Origin of the sequence: Klebsiella sp. HMSC25G12, assembly GCF_001807705.1 — a bacterium.
In the GTDB taxonomy this organism is placed as follows: Bacteria; Pseudomonadota; Gammaproteobacteria; order Enterobacterales; family Enterobacteriaceae; genus Klebsiella; species Klebsiella variicola.
This window is the reverse complement of sequence record NZ_KV789805.1, coordinates 59,751-82,258: the sequence shown is the minus strand read 5'-3', so window position 1 is coordinate 82,258 and position 22,508 is coordinate 59,751. Positions and strand designations below refer to the sequence as shown.

The 22,508-nt window shown below is 54.8% G+C and carries 27 protein-coding genes and 1 tRNA gene; 24 read left to right on the top strand and 4 right to left on the bottom strand.

Features of this window, described 5'->3' with window-relative positions; genetic code table 11:
* Window positions 1-2: 2 nt before the first annotated feature.
* The 22 genes from HMPREF3096_RS03805 to HMPREF3096_RS28560 all read left to right on the top strand — a co-directional run bounded on the left by HMPREF3096_RS03805 (window position 3) and on the right by HMPREF3096_RS28560 (window position 16,129).
* Window positions 3-293: a phage holin family protein gene (locus HMPREF3096_RS03805; protein ID WP_004195910.1), complete on the top strand. Its 291-nt coding sequence runs from the start codon at window positions 3-5 to the stop codon at window positions 291-293.
* Entirely contained in the window at window positions 280-777 is a 498-nt protein-coding gene (locus HMPREF3096_RS03800; protein ID WP_065807926.1) for a glycoside hydrolase family 24 protein, read from the top strand. Before HMPREF3096_RS03805 ends, HMPREF3096_RS03800 begins: the two co-directional genes overlap by 14 nt.
* Window positions 774-1,205, top strand: coding sequence for an Rz-like lysis system protein LysB (gene lysB / locus HMPREF3096_RS03795; RefSeq protein ID WP_065807927.1), 432 nt, complete (start codon window positions 774-776; stop codon window positions 1,203-1,205). The genes HMPREF3096_RS03800 and lysB overlap by 4 nt, the downstream gene beginning before the upstream one ends.
* Window positions 1,087-1,338: an Rz1-like lysis system protein LysC gene (lysC, locus tag HMPREF3096_RS31305; RefSeq protein WP_141119850.1), complete on the top strand. Its 252-nt coding sequence runs from the start codon at window positions 1,087-1,089 to the stop codon at window positions 1,336-1,338. The genes lysB and lysC overlap by 119 nt, the downstream gene beginning before the upstream one ends.
* Entirely contained in the window at window positions 1,301-1,768 is a 468-nt protein-coding gene (locus HMPREF3096_RS03790) for a phage tail protein (RefSeq protein WP_065807929.1), read from the top strand. Before lysC ends, HMPREF3096_RS03790 begins: the two co-directional genes overlap by 38 nt.
* Window positions 1,761-2,210, top strand: a complete 450-nt coding sequence (locus HMPREF3096_RS03785; protein ID WP_070544311.1) for a phage virion morphogenesis protein — start codon at window positions 1,761-1,763, stop codon at window positions 2,208-2,210. Before HMPREF3096_RS03790 ends, HMPREF3096_RS03785 begins: the two co-directional genes overlap by 8 nt.
* Before the next feature lie 116 nt (window positions 2,211-2,326).
* Window positions 2,327-2,920, top strand: coding sequence for a phage baseplate assembly protein V (locus HMPREF3096_RS03780; RefSeq protein ID WP_238971754.1), 594 nt, complete (start codon window positions 2,327-2,329; stop codon window positions 2,918-2,920).
* Window positions 2,917-3,264, top strand: coding sequence for a GPW/gp25 family protein (locus tag HMPREF3096_RS03775; protein WP_065807932.1), 348 nt, complete (start codon window positions 2,917-2,919; stop codon window positions 3,262-3,264). The genes HMPREF3096_RS03780 and HMPREF3096_RS03775 overlap by 4 nt, the downstream gene beginning before the upstream one ends.
* A 4-nt stretch (window positions 3,265-3,268) precedes the next feature.
* On the top strand, window positions 3,269-4,177 hold the full coding sequence (locus HMPREF3096_RS03770) for a baseplate assembly protein (RefSeq protein WP_065807933.1): 909 nt from the start codon (window positions 3,269-3,271) through the stop codon (window positions 4,175-4,177).
* Window positions 4,170-4,859, top strand: a complete 690-nt coding sequence (locus HMPREF3096_RS03765) for a phage tail protein I (protein ID WP_065807955.1) — start codon at window positions 4,170-4,172, stop codon at window positions 4,857-4,859. The genes HMPREF3096_RS03770 and HMPREF3096_RS03765 overlap by 8 nt, the downstream gene beginning before the upstream one ends.
* A gap of 6 nt (window positions 4,860-4,865) precedes the next feature.
* Window positions 4,866-6,863, top strand: a complete 1,998-nt coding sequence (locus HMPREF3096_RS03760; RefSeq protein ID WP_070544309.1) for a CotH kinase family protein — start codon at window positions 4,866-4,868, stop codon at window positions 6,861-6,863.
* A gap of 9 nt (window positions 6,864-6,872) precedes the next feature.
* Window positions 6,873-7,952, top strand: coding sequence for a hypothetical protein (locus HMPREF3096_RS03755; protein ID WP_070544307.1), 1,080 nt, complete (start codon window positions 6,873-6,875; stop codon window positions 7,950-7,952).
* Between the two features lie 12 nt (window positions 7,953-7,964).
* Complete coding sequence (locus HMPREF3096_RS03750; RefSeq protein ID WP_065807936.1) at window positions 7,965-8,237, top strand: hypothetical protein; 273 nt, start codon at window positions 7,965-7,967, stop codon at window positions 8,235-8,237.
* A 127-nt stretch (window positions 8,238-8,364) separates the two neighbouring features.
* Window positions 8,365-9,441, top strand: coding sequence for a phage tail protein (locus HMPREF3096_RS03745; protein WP_070544305.1), 1,077 nt, complete (start codon window positions 8,365-8,367; stop codon window positions 9,439-9,441).
* Between the two features lie 110 nt (window positions 9,442-9,551).
* A complete protein-coding gene (locus tag HMPREF3096_RS03740; protein ID WP_004195732.1) occupies window positions 9,552-10,733 on the top strand; it encodes a phage tail sheath protein in 1,182 nt (393 codons plus the stop codon).
* 13 nt (window positions 10,734-10,746) lie between these two features.
* Window positions 10,747-11,262: a phage major tail tube protein gene (locus HMPREF3096_RS03735; RefSeq protein WP_014343412.1), complete on the top strand. Its 516-nt coding sequence runs from the start codon at window positions 10,747-10,749 to the stop codon at window positions 11,260-11,262.
* A 60-nt stretch (window positions 11,263-11,322) separates the two neighbouring features.
* A complete protein-coding gene (locus HMPREF3096_RS03730; protein WP_004195711.1) occupies window positions 11,323-11,598 on the top strand; it encodes a phage tail assembly protein in 276 nt (91 codons plus the stop codon).
* 32 nt (window positions 11,599-11,630) lie between these two features.
* Window positions 11,631-11,750 (top strand): GpE family phage tail protein, encoded by a 120-nt coding sequence (locus tag HMPREF3096_RS03725; protein WP_014343413.1) that lies wholly within the window; start codon window positions 11,631-11,633, stop codon window positions 11,748-11,750.
* Complete coding sequence (locus HMPREF3096_RS03720) at window positions 11,743-14,184, top strand: phage tail tape measure protein (protein WP_070544303.1); 2,442 nt, start codon at window positions 11,743-11,745, stop codon at window positions 14,182-14,184. Before HMPREF3096_RS03725 ends, HMPREF3096_RS03720 begins: the two co-directional genes overlap by 8 nt.
* Window positions 14,185-14,197: 13 nt before the next feature.
* Window positions 14,198-14,677, top strand: a complete 480-nt coding sequence (locus tag HMPREF3096_RS03715) for a phage tail protein (RefSeq protein ID WP_032420037.1) — start codon at window positions 14,198-14,200, stop codon at window positions 14,675-14,677.
* Window positions 14,677-15,843 (top strand): phage late control D family protein, encoded by a 1,167-nt coding sequence (locus tag HMPREF3096_RS03710; protein ID WP_064143469.1) that lies wholly within the window; start codon window positions 14,677-14,679, stop codon window positions 15,841-15,843. Before HMPREF3096_RS03715 ends, HMPREF3096_RS03710 begins: the two co-directional genes overlap by 1 nt.
* Window positions 15,844-15,910: 67 nt before the next feature.
* Window positions 15,911-16,129 carry a DNA-binding transcriptional regulator gene (locus tag HMPREF3096_RS28560; RefSeq protein ID WP_032420109.1) on the top strand — a complete coding sequence of 73 codons (219 nt, stop codon included), beginning with the start codon at window positions 15,911-15,913 and terminating at the stop codon, window positions 16,127-16,129.
* A 157-nt stretch (window positions 16,130-16,286) separates the two neighbouring features.
* Here HMPREF3096_RS28560 and HMPREF3096_RS03705 read toward each other — a convergent pair.
* A tRNA-Ile gene (locus tag HMPREF3096_RS03705) sits at window positions 16,287-16,362 on the bottom strand.
* Between the two features lie 124 nt (window positions 16,363-16,486).
* Between HMPREF3096_RS03705 and mug the strand changes: the two genes are divergently transcribed.
* Entirely contained in the window at window positions 16,487-16,993 is a 507-nt protein-coding gene (gene mug / locus HMPREF3096_RS03700) for a G/U mismatch-specific DNA glycosylase (RefSeq protein WP_002917636.1), read from the top strand.
* Window positions 16,994-17,092: 99 nt separating this feature from the next.
* On the opposite strand, the gene rpoD is transcribed toward mug, so the two are convergent.
* The 3 genes from rpoD to rpsU form a co-directional block, all read right to left on the bottom strand.
* On the bottom strand, window positions 17,093-18,934 hold the full coding sequence (gene rpoD, locus HMPREF3096_RS03695; RefSeq protein WP_008806539.1) for an RNA polymerase sigma factor RpoD: 1,842 nt from the start codon (window positions 18,932-18,934) through the stop codon (window positions 17,093-17,095).
* 218 nt (window positions 18,935-19,152) lie between these two features.
* Window positions 19,153-20,898: a DNA primase gene (dnaG, locus tag HMPREF3096_RS03690; protein ID WP_070544301.1), complete on the bottom strand. Its 1,746-nt coding sequence runs from the start codon at window positions 20,896-20,898 to the stop codon at window positions 19,153-19,155.
* A 111-nt stretch (window positions 20,899-21,009) separates the two neighbouring features.
* The gene (rpsU, locus tag HMPREF3096_RS03685; RefSeq protein ID WP_001144069.1) at window positions 21,010-21,225 is read right to left on the bottom strand and encodes a 30S ribosomal protein S21; all 216 of its coding nucleotides are present in this window, start codon (window positions 21,223-21,225) and stop codon (window positions 21,010-21,012) included.
* 237 nt (window positions 21,226-21,462) lie between these two features.
* Between rpsU and tsaD the strand changes: the two genes are divergently transcribed.
* Window positions 21,463-22,476, top strand: a complete 1,014-nt coding sequence (gene tsaD / locus HMPREF3096_RS03680; protein ID WP_008806537.1) for a tRNA (adenosine(37)-N6)-threonylcarbamoyltransferase complex transferase subunit TsaD — start codon at window positions 21,463-21,465, stop codon at window positions 22,474-22,476.
* The last annotated feature ends 32 nt before the right edge of the window (window positions 22,477-22,508 follow it).

The window sequence follows — 22,508 nt, the reverse complement described above, 5'->3', positions numbered from 1 at the left end:
ACATGACGGAAGGTGAAAAAAGCGTCCTGTCACTCTTTGTGATCGGCGTGCTGATTGTCGTTGGTAAAGTGCTGGCCGGTGGTGAGCCCATTACCGCCCGGCTTTTTATTGGTCGCATGTTGCTGGGCGGCTTTGTCTCAATGGTGGCCGGAGTAGCACTGGTGCAGTTTCCAGACCTGCCGCCTGCCGCCGTGTGCGGATTTGGCTCCATGCTGGGTATCGCCGGTTATCAGGCGGTGGAAATAGCGATTCAGCGCAGAATTAAAAAAGGGGAAAGCGATGGCGGTCATTAAGACACACCCCAACGTCGCGGCATTTCTCGACACGCTGGCGTTTTCAGAGGGTACGGCGACGCACCCGCTGACGAAAAACAACGGGTACGACGTCATTGTTACCGGCTTGGATGGCAAGCCGGAGATTTTTACCGACTATCGCGATCACCCGTTTGCCGGTGGGCGCCCGGCGAAGGTCTTCAATCGTCGCGGGGAAAAATCCACGGCATCAGGGCGTTACCAGCAGCTTTACCTGTTCTGGCCGCATTACAAAAAGCAGCTTGCTTTGCCGGATTTCAGCCCGGCATCACAGGACAGGCTCGCCATTCAGCTGATCCGTGAGCGCGGCGCGCTGGAAGACCTGCAACAGGGGCGCATTGAGCGCGCCATTTCCCGTTGTCGCAACATATGGGCCTCATTGCCGGGCGCGGGGTATGGTCAGCGTGAGCACAGCCTCGACAAACTGGTCGCCGTGTGGCGCAAGGCCGGAGGGGTATCCGCATGAAAATAGTCATTATCCTGCTGGCACTGGCCTGCGCGGGTCTGCTGTGGATGCGACACGATAACAGCAATTTGCGCGCCTCTTTTGAACGTGCGAACCGGGTCGCCGGTACGCAGAAGACCACGATCGCCATGCTGAAAAATCAGCTCAACGTTGCCGCAGAGCAGTCGCAGCGCAAAGAGCTGGCGCAGGTTGCAATGAGGGATAAGCTCACCGCCGCTAACCTGCTGGCCTTCCGGCGTGAACAAACCATCACGAGGTTACTCAATGAAAATGACGCGTTTCGCCGCTGGTATCGCGCTGATTTACCTGATGCTGTGCGCCGGTTGCACCAGCGCGCCGCCTGTACCAACGCCGCCGCCGGTGATTGTGTACAACGCCTGCCCGAAGGTCAGCCCCTGCCCGATGCCGGGCAGCGACCCGCTGACTAATGGCGACCTGAGTGCGGATATACGCCAGCTCGAAAACGCCCTGAAAAGCTGCGCAATCCAGGTCGATACGGTTAAACAATGCCAGGATAAAATCGATGCAAAAGCCCAACAGTCTGCGAAAAGCCTTAACTGATGCGGTGCCGGTACTTCATACCAACCCCGATATGCTTTGTCTTCGCCTGGACGATGGCAACAATACGGCGACGCTGGCGCGCTCCCTGTCGTTTGAAAAGCGGTACACGCTTAACATCGTGGTCACGGATTTTACCGACGATATTGACCTGCTGTTTGTGCCGATTATGGCCTGGTTGCGGGTCAATCAGCCGGACATCATGACAACCGACGAGGGCAGAAAAAAGGGCTTTATCTGGTATGCCGACATCAACAACGACAGCAGCCTCGATGTCAGTATCAGCCTGTTACTGACCGAGCGCACGCTGGTCAAAGAGGTCGACGGCGCGCTGCACGTTGAGAACATCCCTGAGCCGCCACCGCCGGAGCCGGTGACGCGCCCTGTTGAGATGTGGAGTAATGGCGAACTGGTGAGTAAATGGGATGAATGACTTCAAACCCTTTGAGGACAAGCTCGCCGGGTTGATAGCGGCCCTTTCTCCCGCCGGGCGGCGTAGGATGACCGCCGACATTGCGAAGAAACTGCGCCAGCGACAACAGCAGCGCATTAAATCGCAGAAAGCGCCGGACGGTTCCCCGTTCGCCCCGCGTAAACGCCAGCCCGTCAGGGCAAAGAAAGGCCGGATTAAGCGCGAGATGTTCGCGAAACTGCGAACCAACCGCTATATGAAAGCGACCGGTAACGACAGCGCGGCAGTTGTGGAATTTACCGGGAAAGTGCAGCGCATCGCCCGCGTGCATCAGCTCGGGCTCAAGGATAAGCCATCCCCAAAAAGCGCCGCCGTCGAGTACCCACAGCGCCAGCTCATGGGCTTTACCGACGATGACCGGCAGCTTGTGGAAAGCGTCATTATCGACTACCTCGCCGATTAACGTTGTGCCAGCCAGGGCAAAACGCCCGCAGATTGCCGCCGGAACACCCCGGCGGCATCCTTTCCCCTATGAATACTCTCGCATCTATACAGGAACTCGCCCGCGCGATACGCAACATGATCCGCACCGGTATCGTCGTCGAAACTGACCTCGACGCCGGGCGCTGTCGCGTGCAGACAGGCGGCATTTATACCGACTGGCTCCAGTGGCTGACGCACCGGGCCGGGCGCTCGCGCACCTGGTGGGCTCCCTCTGTTGGTGAGCAGGTGATGATTCTGGCCGTGGGCGGTGAGCTCGATACCGCTTTTGTGCTGCCGGGTATTTATTCCGACGACAACCCCGCGCCGTCGGCCTCGGCGGATGCCTGGCACGTTGAGTTTCCCGACGGTGCCGTTATGAGTTATGAGCCGGAAACCGGCGCGCTGACCGTCACCGGTATTAAAACTGCCGATGTGACCGCATCCGATTCGGTTGCCGTCAGCGTGCCGGTGGTGCTGGTAAAAGCCTCGACCCGCGTCACCCTCGATACGCCGGAGGTGGTCTGTACCAACAAGCTGACGACCGGCACGCTGGAGGTAAAGCAAGGCGGCAAGATGTCAGGTGATATCGAGCACAGCGGCGGCGCTTTCACTTCCAACGGCGTGCAGGTGGATAAACACGGCCACGGCGGCATCAGGCGCGGCGATGAATGGACGGAGGGCACCAAATGACGGCGCGTTATCTCGGCATGAACCGCACGACCGGTGAAAGCATTTCAGACGTTGACCATATCAGCCAGAGCATCGGGGATATTCTGCGCACGCCCGTCGGCTCCCGCGTCATGCGTCGTGAATACGGCTCGCTGTTGTCGCAGATGATTGACCAGCCTCAGACCCCGGCGCTTGAGCTGCAAATTATGGCCGCGTGCTACATGGCGATCCTGAAGTGGGAGCCGCGCGTCAGGCTGACCGGCATCACCACAGCGCGGCAGTTTAACGGGCAGATGGTCGTCGACGTGACCGGCCAAATCACCGATACCGGCGAGAGCCTTTCCTTAACCATCCCTGTGAGTTGAACCTATGGCAGTTATCGACCTGAGCCAGCTCCCCGCGCCTGATGTGGTGGAAACACTGGATTTTGAAGCCATCCTCGCCGAGCGTAAAGCGACGCTGATTTCACTGTACCCGGAAGACGAGCAGGAGGCGGTCGCCAGGACGCTGACGCTGGAGTCCGATCCACTGGTGAAATATCTGGAAGAGAATGCTTATCGGGAGGTGATTTTACGCCAGCGCATCAACGAGGCGGCAAAAGCCGGAATGGTGGCCTATGCCATCAAAAACGACCTTGACCAGCTCGCGGCAAACAATAACGTTGAGCGCCTGGTCATCATCCCCGGAGACGATACCCAAATCCCGCCGGTGGCGGCGGTCATGGAATCCGACAGCGATTTGCGCCAGCGTGTACCGGCCGCATTTGAGGGGATGAGTGTAGCCGGGCCAGTTGGAGCCTATGAATATCACGCGCTTAGCTCGGATGGTCGGGTGGCGGACGCGTCGGCGTTCAGCCCGTCACCGGCGGAAGTCGTGGTGACTATTCTGGCCCGCGACGGCGATGGTACTGCGCCGGAAGACTTACTGCAGGTCGTCGGTGAGGCCCTGAATGATGAGGCTGTGCGGCCGGTGGCGGATCGGGTGAGTGTCCGATCTGCTGAGATTGTCCCCTATGAAATTGATGCGGTTCTTTATGTCTATCCCGGACCGGCAAAGGAACCCATCCTGTCGGCCGCGAAAGCGCAGGGTGCGGCGTACATCAACGAGCAGCGTCGCCTGGGGCGTGACGTGCGGCTGTCCGCGATCTACGCCGCTCTACATGTCCAGGGCGTCCAGCGCGTTGAGCTGATGAAGCCTGCGGCTGACATGGTGATTGATAAAACGCAGGCGTCTTTTTGCACTGACTTTAAAGCGGTAATTGGTGGTTCTGATGAGTAACAGCCTGTTACCGCCGGGGTCGTCTGCACTGGAACGCAGGCTGGCGCAAGCCTGTTCAGGTATCGGTGATTTAAGCGTGCCGCTGCGTGACCTGTGGAACCCATGGAAATGTCCGGTAAAGTTCCTGCCATATCTGGCATGGGCGTTCTCTGTTGACCGCTGGGAAGAAGAATGGCCGGAAATCGAGAAACGCCAGGCTGTTAGTGATGCTTTCTGGATCCATCAACGCAAAGGAACCGTCGCCGCCGTCAGGCGCGTGATTGAAACGCTGGGCTACAGCATGACGATACAGGAATGGTGGGAGGTGGCCGACCCTGCTGGGACATTCCGCCTCGAAATTGACCTCAAGGATATTGGCATCACGGAGCCGATGATATACGAAATTGAGCGGATTATTGGCGATGCGAAGCCAGTCAGCCGACACATATCAAACTTAATTATTTCGACGGCTTCAAAGGGGGAAATTTACATAGGGTGTGCGACGCCGGATGGAGAAATTATAAACGTATTTCCGGAGGGATATGCTCCGCCTGATTGCATTTTTTATGATGGCATCGCGCATTATGATGGGAATTATCACTATACCCTTTGCGGAGGCAGCGCCAGCAGCGTTTTAAAATACGATGGTTCTGCCAGATATGACGGATCTCAACGTTACGACGGCATTTATCATATCAGGTGAATAAAGATGAATATTAAAGAGAGTTCGCAGTGGGAAGACAGCGTTACGTTACTTACCCGCCAGCAAAGAGTGGAGGGTGGGCAGGATGGCGCCGCCAATATTCAGGCTAAGGAGCTTGCTAACAGAACGGCATGGCTGAAAGACCAGCTGGAAGGTATTTCCGATTATCGTGAGTATACCTTTTATGCTACTGCGGAGGATCCGGACGGCACCGTTTCAGGTTTGCAGAAGACGCCAAACGGGAAAATGTTCAGGGTCGCGCTTATTGACGGCAATGGGCAGAAAAATGTTTTTAAATATTATCGTAACGATAATGGGAAAGCTGTCTATATCAATTCGGCACCATCATTTAACGCCGTCGATGCGCTGGATAAGAAGAGTGCCGGTCAGTTTTTGGATTTGCAAAACGTCACGTCAGGGTTGCTTACCGCACTGGCAATAATTGATAACACACTAAATAATGTCGCTATCTCCGTCAGCGCCAATAGCGCCGCTGCTGATTCGTTTAAGGAAATTGCAGAAAACAGGATTTCAGGCGTATTTACATCAATTGCTGCAATTGTAAATACCATGGAAAGCCTTTCGATGTTGCTGGATAAGAATTACGTTACAATTCCGGCAATGAACGAAGACAGGCTGAACCTGCTGATGTTATCAAGCCGATTGCTGAAAATTCTGGACGGACTGGACGGCTTTGATCCGGGCGCTGTGCTGACCCGCGCAGATATTGATGAGGTCGGCGGTGGAGAGCATGAAACAGTTGACGGAGTATTCACGTTTCCTGAGCCGACGTCACTGGTGACGATAGACCTCACTGCTGACAAAATACCGGGATCAAAGGATGAGGGGGACGTCAGCGCTACCGTGGTCATCACTCTCGACGGCGCTGTATTCTCTGCGCGCTGCAAAATTTCTGTTCAGGGGGCCAGCTCGGCAGCGTATCCAAAGAAAAACCTGAGCCTTGAGTTTTTTGATGGGGACTTTGATAACAATATCGAGCTGAAGATAGGTAATCTGCGGCCTCACGATACGTGGGTGTATAAGGCAAACTGGGTAGACTCTACTCAATGTCGAAATCTTATGAGTTACAGGTTATGGCAGGCGTTCCAGGCATCCCGCCCCGGCTATCCTAAATATGATATAGACGCAACATATGTAGGGAAGAAAGGGAAGGATGGCTTTCCTACGGGCGCAACAGCTGTCCCTGCCGGATATCCGTGCGTCATGCACATCAACGGTGAATTTTATGGTATCGGTACGTTTTTAATCGGTAAAAAACGCGATAACTATAACCTGAAAAAAGATTCTCCTTTACAAATTCAGCTCGATATTAGTCAGTGGATTTTGCTGAATTCAATGTCGACAAATTACAAGAATGCCAACCTGCTTGAGTTCAAAGCGCCGAAAACGGTTACGGATGAGACTGTAGCGGCGCTGTCATCCTGGGACGCGTTCGCCGGGGCGGGCATAACCGATTTTGCCGCACAGGCTGATGAAAAACTGGATAAACAGAATCTGATAGACTTCTATTTATTTGTGACATTCATTTCAGCAGCAGATCTGATTCATAACAGCAGTGCTAATCTGATAAAAAATGTGCAGCTGGTTACATGGAATGGCGCTAAATGGTTTTTTATGCCGTATGACCTGGACACTGTTTTCGGGAATAACTGGGCCGGGGGTTACTCTTATAAGCCAGCTGAAAACCTCCCCTGGTGTGTTGGTTCATTTTGGGACAATGTGAGAGCGGTCTACGGGAATGATATAGCGGCGCGGTACAAAGAGCTGCGAGATAAGAAAATCATTTCGGCAGACTGGGTTTATGATATGTCAACACATATTCAGACGCGTTATCCCGCAGACGCATACGAAAATGAATTGGCTAAATGGTCGGTAACAACCCCGGCACTCCCTTACTTTTCAAATAATGGAAGGGACCAGCTGGTCACGTGGGCCAAAGCTCGAATTGCAGCGATGGACACTTATTTTAACTATGCAGAATAGGGCAGACTTATGACCACAATCATCATTAAAGACCCGCTACGCCAGGCAATTGAAGCGGCTTCTGGCGGACGGCAAACCGTATTATATACCCCTAAAGGTCAGGCTTCTTTCGTGACTATTTTCAATAAAGTTGACCTTAAAACCCTGAACCCGGACCTGTCAGGAACACACCCGGCATTTATTATTAACGGGAATGAGGTATCCCAGCTTTTTATCGGGACATATCAGGGAACCATTATTGATGGAGAGCTGGTGTCTCAGCCCTGGTCGATACCGACAGCCGGGTTAACGTATGCGGCAATGCGTAAAGCGGTTAATGCGGCGGGGAAAAACTGGCACCTCATGACGCTACCAGAATGGGGGCTTCTGGCTGCATACGATAATCTGGGCGTTCAGACGTTGGGTAATAACAATCAGGGAGGATCAATCAGTGATTCATCTCTGAAAGGGGCGGTTATACCCGGTCAGTCGAATCTGATTTATAGCGGGTCTGGACCAGTACAGTTCAGGCTAAATCGTGAATACAATAACGTGTCCGATTTGGTCGGCAACCGATTTCAGATTTGTGACGGTGTGCGATTTGTAGACGGCGAAATTCAGGTTGTTGCTAACAACGACGCTGCGCAAACTGGTTATGACCTTTCCCTGACCTCCCCGAACTGGAAGGCGATAAACGGACAGACCGGGGCGCTGGTAGCACCCTCCGGCACAGGGACAATTAATACAGACTATGTGGCCACTACAGCGGCCTCAGTAAAAATATCGGCCGTCGGGGAAACACTCGATTACGGTATTTATAACCTGCAGGCAAACATCCCGACGCTGACAGGCGCTAACAAAGTGCAGCAGTCTGCAATCAACATCATGCGAGCATTAGGGATATGCACAATCAGCGAAACATGCTCACCGCGAGGCGGATTCTCTGTCAAGAAGACGGCCGGCGCCGACATGAGGTGGTTCCGGTCAGGTAGCCCTGGTCACGGGGGCTACGCGTCTTTAAATGCTGTGTTTTCCAGCCAGTATATTTCTGACCTGGCGTCATACATGGCGGAGGGCGGCACCGTTCGCCCGTGCTACTATTCAGCATAATGGGGTAAAAATATGAGCTTACGAATTAACGCCGCTAATTTAATTCTTGAAGTCAGAAGCGATTTTGACGATCTCTACTTCATTGAGATATTCGATGATAAAACATTTTCTGTACAGTCCGTAGATGGCAACGTTTTATCTAAAGAGGACATGGAAGCAGCGGTGGCGGGATTTAGCCAGGCGGTTCTTCTGTCTGAATCAACGGACGACCTGATGTCCAGGCTTCATGCATTAACCAACCACATTGTCTGGTATCAGGTTTCAGGAAGCCTGCAGGTTGAGTAAATTTGGCTGTTGCACGTCGTAATATTAAATATTGTGGAATAAATACCATGACCACTTATATTAAGAATGGCCTGCATAAGTTCGATGGAAATAATAAATTATATTTTCATGCAGATAAGGAGGGGCTATGTCAGAGCAGGCATATTTAACACTCCTGACGGAATATGGTTCACAAAGAATAGCCCAGGCTGCATTATCAGGTGCGTCCGTGGATTTCGCCGAAATGGCGGTAGGTGACGGGGGCGGGAAAGTGCCAGCGCCGTCAGCCGGACAGACGCGGCTTGTAAATGAGGTTTACCGCGCGCCATTAAATCGCGTTGTTATCGCCGATGACGCGGCAAACATCATCCGCACCGAAATGATAATGCTGCCACAGGTGGGTGGATTCTGGATCCGGGAGGCGGCGCTTTATGACGGAGCGGGAAAGTGCCTGGCTGTTGCCAGCCTGCCGCCGTCTTATAAGCCGAAGCTTTCCGAAGGTTCAGGAAGGCTGCATGCAATCAACCTTTGGATAGCGGTGAGCAACACCGCGCAGGTGGAGCTTAAGGCCGATCCGTCCGTTATCTTGGCAACTGAAGGTGAAGTCAGAAAGGCGAAAGACGAGGCAAAGGACTATACCGACTCAGAAATTAGCATTCTGGACAAAGACCTGAGGGAAGTCATCGCGGTGGCGATAGCGGACGCAAAAGCGGAAGCCTGGGAGGAAGATAACCCGCCAGGAACCGTCAGATTTTTTAACCAGAACCTCAACCCCAATGAGCGCTGGCCGTGGTCGAAATGGGTATACACCGGTGAAAATAAAACGATCCGGGTGGCAAAAGCAGACGGCTCAAACGTAGGGAATACAGGCGGCAGCGATACTGTCACACTCCAGCAGGCTAACCTGCCCGCCGTTCAGATTGATGTGAGTGGCGAAACCAGCGAACAGGCAGAGCAGAAACTGACGACCACGCGCGGCGGTGTTCACAATCATGGTGGGGTGGCCGGTAAAGATGACCCCTGGGAAATCGGCGGCGATGTGCGTCAGCTCTTTAACCCTAAAGAGCTGGGCGTGACAGATGATGCCGGAGAGCACGACCATGAAGTCACAGTACCGCCGCATAAACATACGACAAGCGGAAAAACCGCCAACCTCGGCACCGGTCAATCATTCAGCGTGGTGGAAGCGCACACCTTGCTGATGTGCTGGAGCCGCGTCGCCTGACCCTGTGACGGTCATTCCTGTTGTACCGTCCCTGTTACAGCGGGGATGACTCGTCACCCCTTCCCCCACGATTGAAAATAATGCTCACCCTTAACCACGGAGTTAAACGGATGAGCGATTTTCATCACGGCGTCCAGGTTGTCGAGATTAACGACGGCACCCGCGTCATTTCCACCGTATCAACGGCGATTATCGGCATGGTCTGTACGGCCAGCGATGCCGATGCCGCCACCTTCCCACTCAATAAGCCGGTACTGATTACCAGCGTGCAAAGCGCCATTGCGAAAGCGGGTACAAAAGGCACCCTGGCCGCATCCCTCCAGGCAATCGCCGACCAGTCGAAACCGGTCATTGTCGTCGTGCGCGTCGCCGAAGGTACCGGCGACGATGCCGAAGCGCAGACTATCTCTAATATCATCGGCGGCACTGACGAAAGCGGCAATTACACCGGGCTGAAAGCGCTGCTCACAGCGGAGGCTGTCACCGGCGTTAAACCGCGCATCCTTGGCGTGCCGGGTCTCGATTCCCTTGAGGTTGCGACCGCGCTCGCGCCGATTTGCCAGAAGCTGCGCGCCTTTGGTTATATCAGCGCCTGGGATTGCCAGAACATTTCCGAGGCGATGCTCTATCGCGAGAATTTCAGCCAGCGTGAGCTGATGGTTATCTGGCCGGATTTTCTGGCATGGGACACCACGGCGAACGCGACCGAAACCGCCTGGGCAACCGCCCGCGCGCTGGGCCTGCGCGCCAAAATCGACCAGGACACCGGCTGGCATAAAACCCTGTCAAACGTTGGTGTGAATGGCGTCACCGGCATCAGTGCGTCGGTCTTCTGGGATTTGCAGGAATCCGGCACCGATGCCGACTTGCTTAACGAGGCTGGCGTCACCACGCTCATTCGTAAAGACGGTTTCCGCTTCTGGGGCAACCGCTGCTGCTCCGATGACCCGCTGTTCTTGTTTGAGAACTACACCCGCACCGCGCAGGTTATCGCTGACACAATGGCCGCTGGTCACATGTGGGCGGTCGACAAGCCGATCACTGCCACGCTGATTAAGGACATCGTTGCGGGTATCAATGCGAAATTCCGCGAGATGAAAACGGCAGGCTATATCGTCGATGCGACCTGCTGGTTTGATGAATCGGCCAACGACGCGGCGACCCTCAAAGCCGGGAAACTGTATATCGATTACGACTATACGCCGGTTCCCCCTCTCGAAAACCTGACGCTACGCCAGCGCATTACCGATAAATACCTGGCGAATCTGGTGTCATCGGTTAACAGCAATTAAGGAGCCCTGACCAATGGCAATGCCGCGCAAGCTCAAATACCTGAATACGTTTCTGGATGGCGTCAGCTATCTCGGCGTTATCGAGTCCGTCACCCTGCCAAAGCTGACCCGTAAGCTGGAAAACTACCGGGGCGGCGGAATGTCAGGCTCGGCCCCTGTCGATTTCGGCCTCGACGATGACGCGCTGGCGATGGAGATTTCCCTCGGCGGTTTCCCTGATGACGCGATCTGGTCGCTTTATGGTGCCGTCGGTACCGGGACGCTACTGCGCTATGCAGGCTCTTACCAGCGGGACGATACCGGCGAAACCGTGGCGGTGGAAGTTGAGACCCGTTTCAAGGTGAAGGAAGTCGATAACGGCGAGAGCAAACAGGGCGAGGATACCAGCAGCAAATTATCGCTGGTCTGCACGTACTACAAGCTGACCATGAACGGTAAAGAGCTGGTAGAAATCGACGTCCTCAACATGATTGAGAAGGTGAACGGCGTCGACCGGCTCGACCAGCACCGCCGCAATATCGGCCTGTAATTTTTCCCCGGCCAGCATGTCTGGCCGGTTAACCCCGAATCCGTAAATAGTGAGAAACTCATGAGCAAAGAAAACATAGTCACCCTGGAAAACCCCATCAAACGCGGAGAGCAGGTCATCGAAAAAATCACCCTGATGAAGCCCAACGCCGGAACCCTGCGCGGTGTCAGCCTGGCCGACGTTGCGCGCTCTGAAGTGGATGCCCTGATTAAAGTGCTGCCGCGTATGACCAGCCCGTCTCTTACCGAGTCGGATGTCGTCATGATGGATTTACCCGATTTGATGGCGCTGGCAACAAAGGTGATCGGTTTTTTGTCGCCGAATTTGGCGGATTAAATTTCCCGAAAGACATGTCGGTCGATGACCTTATGGCGGATATCGCGGTGATTTTTCACTGGCCGCCATCAGAGTTATATCCCATGAGCCTGACCGAGCTCACCACCTGGCGCGAAAAGGCGCTACAGCGAAGCGGAAACACGAATGAGTAACGACGTTAAATTGCAGGTTTTACTCAAGGCTGTTGACCAGGCGACCCGCCCGTTTAAATCCATCCAGACAGCGAGCAAAACGCTGTCTGGTGATATCCGGGACACTCAAAAATCGCTGCGTGAACTGAATGGCCAGGCGTCCCGCATTGACGGGTTTCGCAAAACCAGCGCGCAGCTCGCCGTTACCGGTCAGGAGCTGAAGAAAGCTAAACAGGAAGCCGCCGCGATGGCGATCCAGTTCAAAAATACGGAGCAGCCTACCCGCGCACAGGCACAGGCAATGGACGCGGCACGAAAAAGCGCCGCCGCGCTACAGCTTAAACACAACAGCTTACGGCAGGCTGTACAGCGCCAGCGGCAGGAGCTCGGCCAGGCGGGAATTAATACCCGTACCCTGGCCGCGGATGAACGCCGGTTAAAAACCAACATCAGCGAAACGACAGCACAGCTCAATCGTCAGCGTGAAGCGCTGGCGCGGGTCAGCGCGCAACAGGCAAAGCTCAATGCGGTTAAGCAGCGATATCAGGCCGGTAAGGAGCTGGCAGGAAATGCGGCCGCAATGGGTGCCGCCGGTGTCGGTATGGCGACGACCGGCACGCTGGCCGGTGTTGCACTGATGAAACCGGGTTATGATTTTGCGCAGAAAAACTCCGAGTTACAGGCTGTACTCGGCGTGGCGAAAGACTCCGCAGAAATGACGGCTTTGCGTAAGCAGGCCCGACTACTGGGCGACAATACAGCCGCCTCTGCCGATGATGCGGCAGGTGCTCAGATTATTATCGCTAAAGCAGGAGGAGATGCGGCAGCAATCCAGGCGGCGACCCCCGTCACGCTTAATATGGCGCTTGCTAACCGGCGGACGATGGAAGAGAACGCGCAGCTTTTACTCGGTACCAAAAACGCTTTCCAGCTTTCAAATGACCGGGTAGCCCATATCGGCGATGTGCTTTCGGCAACGATGAATAAATCAGCGGCCGATTTTCAGGGGTTAAGCGACGCCTTAACATATCTGGCCCCTGTGGCAAAAGCTGCGGGAGTAAGCCTCGAAGAAGCCGCCGCCATGACGGGTGTGCTTCATGATAACAATATCACGGGATCGATGGCCGGTACCGGGAGCAGCGCTGTCGTCAGCCGGTTACAGGCCCCAACAGGTAAGGCATGGACGGCATTAAAAGAGCTGGGGGTTAAGACGGCAGACAGCAAGGGCAACATGCGGCCCATATTTACCATTCTGAAAGAAATCCAGGCCAGTTTTAAAAAGAATAAGCTCGGAACAAGTCAGACAGGCGAATACCTGAAAACGATATTCGGCGAGGAAGCGCTGAAATCGTCTAATGCCCTGTTAGACGCTGCGGCCAGCGGGAAACTCGATAAACTGACAGCGGCATTTAAAGCCTCGGACGGCAAGACCGAGGAGCTGGTTAAAGTCATGCAGGATAACCTCGGCGGCGACTTCAAAGAGTTTCAGTCTGCGTATGAGGCTGTTGGCACCGACCTGTTTGACCAGCAGGAATCCTCATTACGCAAACTGGTACAGACTGCGACCGGCTACGTGCTCAAACTTGATAAGTGGATCCAGCGAAATAAAGAGCTCGCGCAGACGCTTGGGGTGATTACCGCCGTGGCGCTTGGCGTGGTGGGTATGATTGGGGCCATTGGGCTGATTGCCTGGCCGGTTATAACGGGAGTTAATGCCATCATCGCCGCTGCGACGGCGCTCGGTACCGTATTTACAACGGTGGCCGGAGGCATCATTACCGCTATTGGTGCGATTTCCTGGCCGGTTGTCGCTGTTGTGGCTGCGATTGTCGCCGGGGCATTGCTTATCCGTAAATATTGGGAGCCCATCAGCGCATTTTTCGGCGGAGTGATTGAAGGGATGCGGGCCGCATTTGCGCCAGTAGCTGAACTGTTTGCGCCGCTTAAACCGATGTTTGACTGGCTGGGCGGAAAACTGAAGGCCGCATGGGACTGGTTTAACAACCTGATTGCGCCGGTCAAATCATCGCAGGAAACCTTAAACAGTTTTCGTGATGCCGGTGTGTTGTTTGGTCAACGGCTGGCGGATGCCTTAACGCTGCCGCTGACGGCATTTAATAAGCTGCGCAGCGGTATTGATTGGGTGCTTGAGAAACTCGGCATTATTAATAAAGAGTCCAGCACGCTTGACCAGACTGCCGCAAAAGCAAATGCAGCCACGCAGGGTAACTCTTATATCCCCGCTACCAGTACTTATAGCGGCTATCAGGTATATCAACCCGTCACTGCACCCGCCGGGCGTTCTTACATCGACCAGAGTAAAAGCGAATATCACATTTCCGTTGATGGTGGCGGTAACGGCACGCAGCTCGATCGCCAGTTACAGGATGCGCTCGAAAAATTTGAGCGTGAAAAACGCGCCCGCCAGCGTGCCAGCATGAACCACGACGGATAGGAGGTGACGAAAAATGATGCTCGCACTCGGTATGTTTGTTTTTATGCGCCAGACATTGCCACACCAGACGATGCAACGCGACGCCGAATATCGGTGGCCATCAAACTCCCGCGTAGGTAAGCGGGATTCTTTCCAATATCTGGGGCCGGGGGATGAAAAAATTACCCTGGCCGGTGTGTTGTACCCGGAGCTCACTGGCGGAAAGTTGACGATGACGGCCATTCGTTTAATGGCTGACGAGGGGCGAGCCTGGCCGTTACTGGATGGCACTGGCACGATTTACGGTATGTACGTCATCAATAATATCAGCGAAACAGGAAGCCTGTTTTTTGCTGACGGAACGGCGCGCAAAATTGATTTTACGCTGACGCTCACCCGCGTGGATGAATCCCTTGCGGCGCTGTATGGCGATATCGGCGAACAGGCAAAATCACTGATTGGCAAGGCGGGAAATATGGCCTCGTCAGTGGCCGGCATGGTGGGGATTAGCTGATGCTGGATATGCTGAATCTGAATGCGGGTGGCGTACTGACGCCCGATTTTATGCTGATGCTCGACAGCAAAGATATTACCGGCAACATCAGTAACCGGTTGATGAGTCTGACCATGACAGACAATCGCGGATTCGAAGCCGACCAGCTCGACATCGAGCTTGATGATGCTGACGGGCTGGTCGAGCTGCCGTTACGCGGTGCAGTACTGACGCTTTACCTCGGGTGGAAAGGCTTTGCGTTGATTGGTAAGGGAAGTTTTACCGTCGATGAGGTTGAACATCATGGCGCGCCGGATACGGTGACAATCCGCGCCCGTAGCGCCGATTTTCGGGGGACGCTGAACTCACGTCGGGAAGAGTCCTGGCATGACAAGACGCTCGGCGAAATCGTGGCAGCGATAGCGACACGTAACAAACTGACGTCGAGCGTTATACCGGAGCTGGCCGGAATAAAAATTCCGCATATCGACCAGTCACAGGAATCGGATGCCAAATTTTTGACACGGCTCGCCGAGCGAAACGGCGGTGAGGTTTCGGTAAAAGCGGGAAAGTTGCTGTTCCTCAAAGCCGGTCGTGGGGTTACAGCCAGCGGAAAAGCCATTCCGCAGGTCACGATCACCCGCAGCGATGGCGACCGCCATCAGTTTTCCATTGCTGACCGTGGGGCATATACCGGTGTTACGGCAAAGTGGTTGCACACCAAAGACCCGAAGCCACAAAAACAAAAGGTTGCGTTAAAACGCAAACCCAAAGAGCAGCATTTACGCGCGCTACAGCACCCCAAAGCCAAACCGGTAACGAAGAAAAAAACGGTGAAGACGCCGGAAGCCAGGGAGGGTGAATACATGGTCGGCGAGGATGACAACGTGTTTGCCATAACGACAATTTTTTCAACCAAAGCGCAGGCCATGCGAGCCGCCCAGGCCAAATGGGACAAACTGCAACGTGGTGTTGCTGAGTTTTCTATCAGGCTTGCGACAGGACGCGCCGACCTCTACCCAGAGACACCTGTGCAGGTTTCAGGCTTTAAGCGCGTCATAGACGAGCAGTCATGGACAATCACGAAGGTTATGCACTCTCTGAGTAATAGTGGCTTTACGACGAGTTTAGAGCTTGAGGTTAGATTGTTGGATGTCGAGTACGGGACTGAAGGGGAGGAAGAATAAAGCTATTCTCAAATTGTGAAAAAATGAGTATCATTGATTCACTTTATGTGAATTAATGGAGTGTGAAATGTTCCATTGTCCAAAATGCCAGCACGCGGCACATGCGCGCACCAGTCGCTATCTAAGTGAGAATACCAAAGAGCGTTATCATCAATGCACTAACATAAATTGCAGCTGTACGTTTGTAACGATGGAATCGGTGGAGCGTTTTATTGTTACACCAGGTACGATAGTACCAGCCCCACCTCACCCGACTGTTGGTGGTCAGCGGCCATTGTGGCTCTGATAAATTTCCGATAAATGCCCGCCGCGCGCGGGTTTTTTTATGCGCTCAGGAAACTGGTGATAAAAAATTCACCGCCATTTTATCGCCACTCAAAAACGAGGTAACAAAAAAGACACTCTTTCGAGTGGCTTAATTATATGATTTTAAATCCAAAATTTGGTGGCCCCTGTTGGGTTTGAACCAACGACCAAGCGATTATGAGTCGCCTGCTCTAACCACTGAGCTAAGGGGCCGTGGCGAGGGATTATAAAGTAACTGACGGTTGCAATCCAGCGTAAAGCGCGCAGCTGCTGTTTTTATAAACAATGCATTTTCAATCCTTTATAATCATGTTTTAGCCATACAGCCGGAGAAAACATGATTAGCGATATCCTTGCGCCGGGCCTGCGCGTTGTCTTTTGCGGTATCAACCCGGGGAAGTCCTCCGCCCATACCGGCTTTCATTTTGCCCATCCTGGCAATCGCTTCTGGAAGGTCATCCATCAGGCCGGATTCACCGATCGACAGCTCAGGCCGGAAGAGGAGCTGCAGCTGCTGGATACGCGCTGCGGCATCACCATGCTGGTAGAGCGACCGACGGTGCAGGCCAGCGAGGTCGCCCTGCAGGAGCTGCGCAGCGGTGGCCGTGAGCTGGTGAGGAAGATTGAGGAGTATCAGCCGCAGGCGCTGGCGGTGCTCGGCAAGCAGGCCTTCGAGCTCGCCTTTAACCAGCGCGGCGCGAAGTGGGGGAAACAGGCTATGACCATCGGGACGACCCAGGTCTGGGTGCTGCCCAATCCCAGCGGCTTAAACCGGGCGACGCTCGATAAGCTGGTGGCGGCCTATCGTGAACTGGATGATGCCCTGGCGACCCGCGGCCAGTAGCGGAGAGAGGCGACTTTCCCCGGATGGCCACCTGAACGCCATAAAAAAAGCTCCCCGCAGGGAGCTTTTTAACCGGCTGTGGACGATGTCCCGCGACGATTAATCGTCGAGGAAGCTACGCAGCACTTCAGAACGGCTCGGGTGGCGCAGTTTACGCAGCGCCTTCGCTTCGATCTGACGGATACGTTCGCGGGTAACGTCGAACTGTTTACCCACTTCTTCCAGCGTGTGGTCGGTGTTCATGTCGATACCGAAACGCATACGCAGGACTTTCGCTTCACGAGCGGTAAGGCCGGCCAGCACGTCGTGCGTTGCCGCACGCAGGCTCTCGGTGGTCGCGGAATCCAGCGGCAGCTCGAGGGTGGTATCCTCGATGAAATCCCCCAGATGCGAATCTTCATCGTCGCCGATCGGCGTTTCCATGGAGATAGGCTCTTTGGCGATCTTCAGCACCTTACGGATTTTGTCTTCCGGCATCAGCATACGCTCAGCCAGCTCTTCCGGGGTCGGTTCACGGCCCATCTCCTGCAGCATCTGACGGGAGATACGGTTGAGCTTGTTAATGGTCTCAATCATATGCACCGGAATACGGATGGTGCGCGCCTGATCCGCGATGGAGCGGGTGATCGCCTGACGGATCCACCAGGTCGCGTAGGTCGAGAACTTGTAGCCGCGACGGTATTCGAACTTATCAACCGCTTTCATCAGACCGATGTTGCCTTCCTGAATCAGATCGAGGAACTGCAGACCACGGTTGGTGTATTTCTTGGCGATAGAGATAACCAGACGCAAGTTCGCTTCCACCATCTCTTTCTTCGCACGGCGGGCTTTCGCTTCACCGATGGACATGCGACGGTTGATGTCTTTCACCTGTTCGATGGTCAGGCCGGTCTCTTCTTCGATCTGCTGCAGCTTCTGCAGGCCGCGCTGGACGTCTTCTTTCACTTCCAGCAGCTTCTCGGACCACGGCTTGTTCATTGCCACCGCAGCGTTGAACCAGGTTTCGCTGGTTTCGTTGCCGGTGAACAGCGTGATGAAGTTTTTCTTCGGCATTTTGCACTGCTCAACGCACAGCTTCATGATGATACGTTCCTGAGTACGAACGCGATCCATCATGCTGCGCATGCTGTTGACCAGGTAATCGAACTGCTTCGGCACCAGGCGGAACTGCTTGAAGACTTCAGACAGCTTCAGGATCTCTTCCTGCGCGGCGGCATGGCTACGACCTTTGGCTTTGATGGTGTCGCGCGTCAGCTCGTACTGGGTACGCAGCTCGGCGAACTTCTCACGGGCCAGCTCTGGGTCGATGCTGTTGTCGTCATCGCTGTTGTCGTCGGCGTCGTCATCTTCATCTTCGTCTTCGTCGTCATCCATCTCTTCCTGAGACAGCTCGGAGCCAACGTGCGTGGCGGTCGGCGCCATGTCTTCTTCGGCGTTCGGATCGACGAAACCGGTGATCAGATCGGACAGACGGGCTTCTTCCGCTTCGACGCGGTCGTACTGCTCAAGCAGGTAGGTGATCGCTTCCGGGTATTCGGCAACGGAGCACTGGACCTGGTTGATCCCATCTTCGATGCGTTTGGCGATGTCGATTTCGCCTTCACGGGTCAGCAGCTCTACGGTACCCATTTCACGCATGTACATGCGCACCGGGTCGGTCGTGCGTCCGATTTCGGATTCCACGCTGGAGAGCACCTGCGCGGCAGCTTCGGCAGCATCTTCATCCGCGGTGTTTTCGGCAAGCATCAGATCATCGGCATCCGGTGCTTCTTCCATCACCTGAATACCCATGTCGTTGATCATTTGGATGATGTCTTCGATCTGATCGGAATCGACGATATCTTCCGGCAGATGGTCATTGACCTCGGCATAGGTCAGATAGCCTTGCTCCTTACCACGTTGGACAAGAAGCTTCAGCTGTGACTGCGGGTTTTGCTCCATAAGACGGTATCCACACTTAATTCGTTTGATTGGTGTCGGCAGGCGGGCTGTCGACATTTAAAGCGAGGGCGTACTTATATTATTGCCGCTGCGCCTCTGCGCGGCTGTCGGGGGCTTCCCGATCGATACTCGGCACTTAAGCCGTTAAATACTTTTCCCTCACGTTGTTCTGCGTTTTCTTACTGCTTTGATACAACGTGAAGGATATTGTCTGTCATTTATTTTTTCGCCAGCTCCTGGCTGATGGTCCAGAGTTCCCGGCGTTCTTCACTGCTTAAACCGTGTGTGCGATCGCGAGCTATCAACTCTTCCTGTCGCAGTTCCAGCAGTGAATCAAACATATGGTTAAGCGAGTCGGTGAAGGTTTTTTCAGCGATATCTTTATCTGCTATATCGTCCCACATCGACAGTTTTTCAAGGGTTGCAGCCTCTTTTGTGCCGCGATATTGCTCTAAAAGTTGCCCGGTCGTCAGACCAGGCTGCGCCAGACAGCTTTTCACCAACTCGCTGAACAGGCTAAGGCCTGGCATTTTGCGCGAGTCCAGTCCCTCCAGCGGCGGGACTAACGGCGCCAGATCCGGGTTTTGCACCAGCAGTCCTATCAGTATACGCATGGTCGTGCGTTTTAGCTGTGGCGCGGGACGCGGCGCGCCATTTTCAGACTGTTTTGGCATTAAACGTTCAAGCTGTGCGTCATCTAAAATGCCCAGCTTGTTGCCCAGCTCCTGACGCAAGTAGATGCGCAGCGTTTCGCCCGGGACCTGGGTTATCAGCGGCAGCGCCAACGTGCTCAGCTGCGCGCGCCCGTCCGGGGTACTCAGATCGACCTGCGGCAGCAGGCTGTTAAACAAGAACGTGGAGAGCGGCTGAGCCTGCTCCATCCGCGCCTCAAACGCCGCTTTGCCCTCTTTACGCACCAGCGTATCCGGGTCTTCGCCGTCAGGCAGAAACATAAAACGCAGCTGGCGGCCATCGGTCATGTACGGCAGCGCCGTCTCCAGCGCGCGCCAGGCGGCATCGCGGCCGGCCCGGTCGCCGTCGTAGCAGCAGATGACGTTATTGGTCACCCGAAACAGCAGCTGGATATGGTCGGCCGTGGTCGAGGTGCCCAGCGAGGCCACGGCATAGTTGATGTCGTATTGCGCCAGCGCCACGACGTCCATATACCCTTCGACAACCAGCAAACGCGGTGGTTCGGGATTGTCCTGCTGCGCTTCATACAGGCCATACAGCTGACGGCCTTTATGGAATATGTCGGTTTCCGGGGAGTTCAGATACTTCGGCAGGGCATCGCCCAGCACTCGTCCGCCAAACCCAATTACCCGGCCTCGCTTATCGCGGATGGGGAACATCACCCGTTCGCGGAAGCGGTCGTAACTGCGTCCCTGATCGTTGGTGACCAGCATGCCGGCATCAATAAGCGACTGGCGGTTTTCCTGATTGCCGCCAAAACGTTTTAAAACGTTATCCCAACCCGGGGGAGCATAGCCGATGGCAAAGCGCGTAATCACCTCGCTGATTAACCCCCGTTTTGCCAGGTACTGGCGCGCAGGGTCGGCGGCGGGCTGCATCAGAGACTGTTGGTAAAACGCATTCAGCCCATCCAGTAACTGGTAGAGGTTCTGCCGTTGATGGCGCTCTATCTGGCTGGGTCCGTTGCCTGCTTCATAAGGCACTTCAAGGTTGTGCATGGCGGCCAGCTCTTCGACCGTTTCCACGAACTCGAGCTTGTCGTAGTTCATCAGGAAGTCGATAGCATTGCCGTGCGCCCCGCAGCCGAAGCAGTGGTAAAACTGTTTTTCACCGTTGACGGTGAAAGAGGGGGTTTTTTCGTTATGGAACGGACAGCACGCGTGAAAATTTTTGCCCTGCTTTTTCAGCTTTACCCGCGCATCGATCAGATCGACGATGTCGGTTCTGGCAAGCAGATCGCTAATAAATACACGTGGAATTCGTCCAGCCATAAGCCCCGTTATTTCTGATGACTATAAACGAAAATAAGCCGCGCATTCCTTTCGGAAGCACGGCCTTACAACTACAACTCGGTCTGAATTGAGAGCGTCGCTCTCAACAGATTAGTACAGACGAGTACGGCGTGCGTTTTCGCGAGCCAGTTTCTTCGCGTGACGTTTCACTGCAGAAGCTTTAGCGCGCTTACGTTCGGTAGTCGGTTTTTCATAGAACTCACGACGACGAACTTCCGCCAGAACACCTGCTTTTTCGCAGGAACGCTTGAAGCGACGCAGAGCTACGTCGAACGGCTCGTTTTCACGTACTTTAATTACCGGCATGTGCCTCTCACCTTTGATTAATTCGGTTTGCCGCTGGCCGCAATGCCAGCTTATTTCAAAATGGTGCGGAATTTTACTGCAACTACTGCTGCTTTGTAAAGCACCGGCGCCTTTTTTGAAAGGGACTTTTATAAGGGTGAGGAGTATACACGAAGAGAGCACCAGGGGTGAGCAAAGTTTTACATCGCCGGTCATTGGACCTACACTGCGCGGTATTGAAGCGAGGTAAAACAACTCATGCGTGTACTGGGCATTGAAACATCCTGCGATGAAACCGGCATCGCGATTTATGACGACCAGCAAGGTCTGTTAGCCAACCAACTGTATAGTCAGGTGAAACTGCATGCGGACTACGGCGGCGTGGTGCCGGAGCTGGCATCGCGCGACCACGTGCGCAAAACGGTGCCGCTGATCCAGGCGGCGCTGAAAGAAGCCGGTCTGACGGCGAAAGATATCGACGCCGTCGCCTATACGGCGGGTCCTGGCCTGGTCGGCGCGCTGCTGGTCGGGGCGACCGTTGGCCGGTCGCTGGCCTTCGCCTGGAACGTGCCGGCGATCCCGGTACACCATATGGAAGGGCACCTGCTGGCGCCGATGCTGGAAGATAACCCACCGGCGTTCCCGTTCGTCGCGCTGCTGGTTTCCGGCGGCCACACCCAGTTGATTAGCGTCACTGGTATTGGTCAGTATGAACTGCTGGGCGAGTCGATTGACGATGCGGCGGGCGAAGCCTTTGATAAGACGGCGAAACTGCTGGGACTGGATTATCCCGGCGGGCCGATGCTGTCGAAAATGGCCGCTCAGGGCACCGAAGGCCGCTTTGTCTTCCCGCGGCCGATGACCGACCGCCCGGGGCTCGATTTCAGCTTCTCAGGCCTGAAAACTTTCGCCGCCAACACCATTCGTAATAATGGCGACGATGAGCAAACCCGCGCCGACATCGCCCGGGCATTTGAGGATGCGGTCGTCGATACGCTGATGATTAAATGTCGCCGCGCGCTGGAGCAAACCGGCTTTAAGCGTCTGGTGATGGCGGGAGGCGTGAGCGCCAACCGTACCCTGCGGGCGAAGCTGGCGGAGATGATGCAAAAACGCGGCGGCGAGGTGTTCTACGCCCGCCCTGAGTTCTGTACTGACAACGGCGCGATGATCGCCTACGCCGGCATGGTGCGTCTGCAAACCGGCGCCAAAGCCGAGCTCGGCGTGACGGTTCGCCCGCGCTGGCCGCTGGCCGAGCTGCCTGCCGCCTAACGCATCCTGAAACAGGCCGACGTCACGTCGGC

Coding starts and splice junctions, on each gene's coding strand:
- HMPREF3096_RS03805 (WP_004195910.1), top strand. CDS start 3: ATGACGGAAGGTGAAAAAAGCGTCCTGTCACTCTTTGTGATCGGCGTG.
- HMPREF3096_RS03800 (WP_065807926.1), top strand. CDS start 280: ATGGCGGTCATTAAGACACACCCCAACGTCGCGGCATTTCTCGACACG.
- lysB (WP_065807927.1), top strand. CDS start 774: ATGAAAATAGTCATTATCCTGCTGGCACTGGCCTGCGCGGGTCTGCTG.
- lysC (WP_141119850.1), top strand. CDS start 1,087: ATGCTGTGCGCCGGTTGCACCAGCGCGCCGCCTGTACCAACGCCGCCG.
- HMPREF3096_RS03790 (WP_065807929.1), top strand. CDS start 1,301: ATGCAAAAGCCCAACAGTCTGCGAAAAGCCTTAACTGATGCGGTGCCG.
- HMPREF3096_RS03785 (WP_070544311.1), top strand. CDS start 1,761: ATGAATGACTTCAAACCCTTTGAGGACAAGCTCGCCGGGTTGATAGCG.
- HMPREF3096_RS03780 (WP_238971754.1), top strand. CDS start 2,327: ATGATCCGCACCGGTATCGTCGTCGAAACTGACCTCGACGCCGGGCGC.
- HMPREF3096_RS03775 (WP_065807932.1), top strand. CDS start 2,917: ATGACGGCGCGTTATCTCGGCATGAACCGCACGACCGGTGAAAGCATT.
- HMPREF3096_RS03770 (WP_065807933.1), top strand. CDS start 3,269: ATGGCAGTTATCGACCTGAGCCAGCTCCCCGCGCCTGATGTGGTGGAA.
- HMPREF3096_RS03765 (WP_065807955.1), top strand. CDS start 4,170: ATGAGTAACAGCCTGTTACCGCCGGGGTCGTCTGCACTGGAACGCAGG.
- HMPREF3096_RS03760 (WP_070544309.1), top strand. CDS start 4,866: ATGAATATTAAAGAGAGTTCGCAGTGGGAAGACAGCGTTACGTTACTT.
- HMPREF3096_RS03755 (WP_070544307.1), top strand. CDS start 6,873: ATGACCACAATCATCATTAAAGACCCGCTACGCCAGGCAATTGAAGCG.
- HMPREF3096_RS03750 (WP_065807936.1), top strand. CDS start 7,965: ATGAGCTTACGAATTAACGCCGCTAATTTAATTCTTGAAGTCAGAAGC.
- HMPREF3096_RS03745 (WP_070544305.1), top strand. CDS start 8,365: ATGTCAGAGCAGGCATATTTAACACTCCTGACGGAATATGGTTCACAA.
- HMPREF3096_RS03740 (WP_004195732.1), top strand. CDS start 9,552: ATGAGCGATTTTCATCACGGCGTCCAGGTTGTCGAGATTAACGACGGC.
- HMPREF3096_RS03735 (WP_014343412.1), top strand. CDS start 10,747: ATGGCAATGCCGCGCAAGCTCAAATACCTGAATACGTTTCTGGATGGC.
- HMPREF3096_RS03730 (WP_004195711.1), top strand. CDS start 11,323: ATGAGCAAAGAAAACATAGTCACCCTGGAAAACCCCATCAAACGCGGA.
- HMPREF3096_RS03725 (WP_014343413.1), top strand. CDS start 11,631: ATGGCGGATATCGCGGTGATTTTTCACTGGCCGCCATCAGAGTTATAT.
- HMPREF3096_RS03720 (WP_070544303.1), top strand. CDS start 11,743: ATGAGTAACGACGTTAAATTGCAGGTTTTACTCAAGGCTGTTGACCAG.
- HMPREF3096_RS03715 (WP_032420037.1), top strand. CDS start 14,198: ATGATGCTCGCACTCGGTATGTTTGTTTTTATGCGCCAGACATTGCCA.
- HMPREF3096_RS03710 (WP_064143469.1), top strand. CDS start 14,677: ATGCTGGATATGCTGAATCTGAATGCGGGTGGCGTACTGACGCCCGAT.
- HMPREF3096_RS28560 (WP_032420109.1), top strand. CDS start 15,911: ATGTTCCATTGTCCAAAATGCCAGCACGCGGCACATGCGCGCACCAGT.
- mug (WP_002917636.1), top strand. CDS start 16,487: ATGATTAGCGATATCCTTGCGCCGGGCCTGCGCGTTGTCTTTTGCGGT.
- rpoD (WP_008806539.1), bottom strand. CDS start 18,934: ATGGAGCAAAACCCGCAGTCACAGCTGAAGCTTCTTGTCCAACGTGGT.
- dnaG (WP_070544301.1), bottom strand. CDS start 20,898: ATGGCTGGACGAATTCCACGTGTATTTATTAGCGATCTGCTTGCCAGA.
- rpsU (WP_001144069.1), bottom strand. CDS start 21,225: ATGCCGGTAATTAAAGTACGTGAAAACGAGCCGTTCGACGTAGCTCTG.
- tsaD (WP_008806537.1), top strand. CDS start 21,463: ATGCGTGTACTGGGCATTGAAACATCCTGCGATGAAACCGGCATCGCG.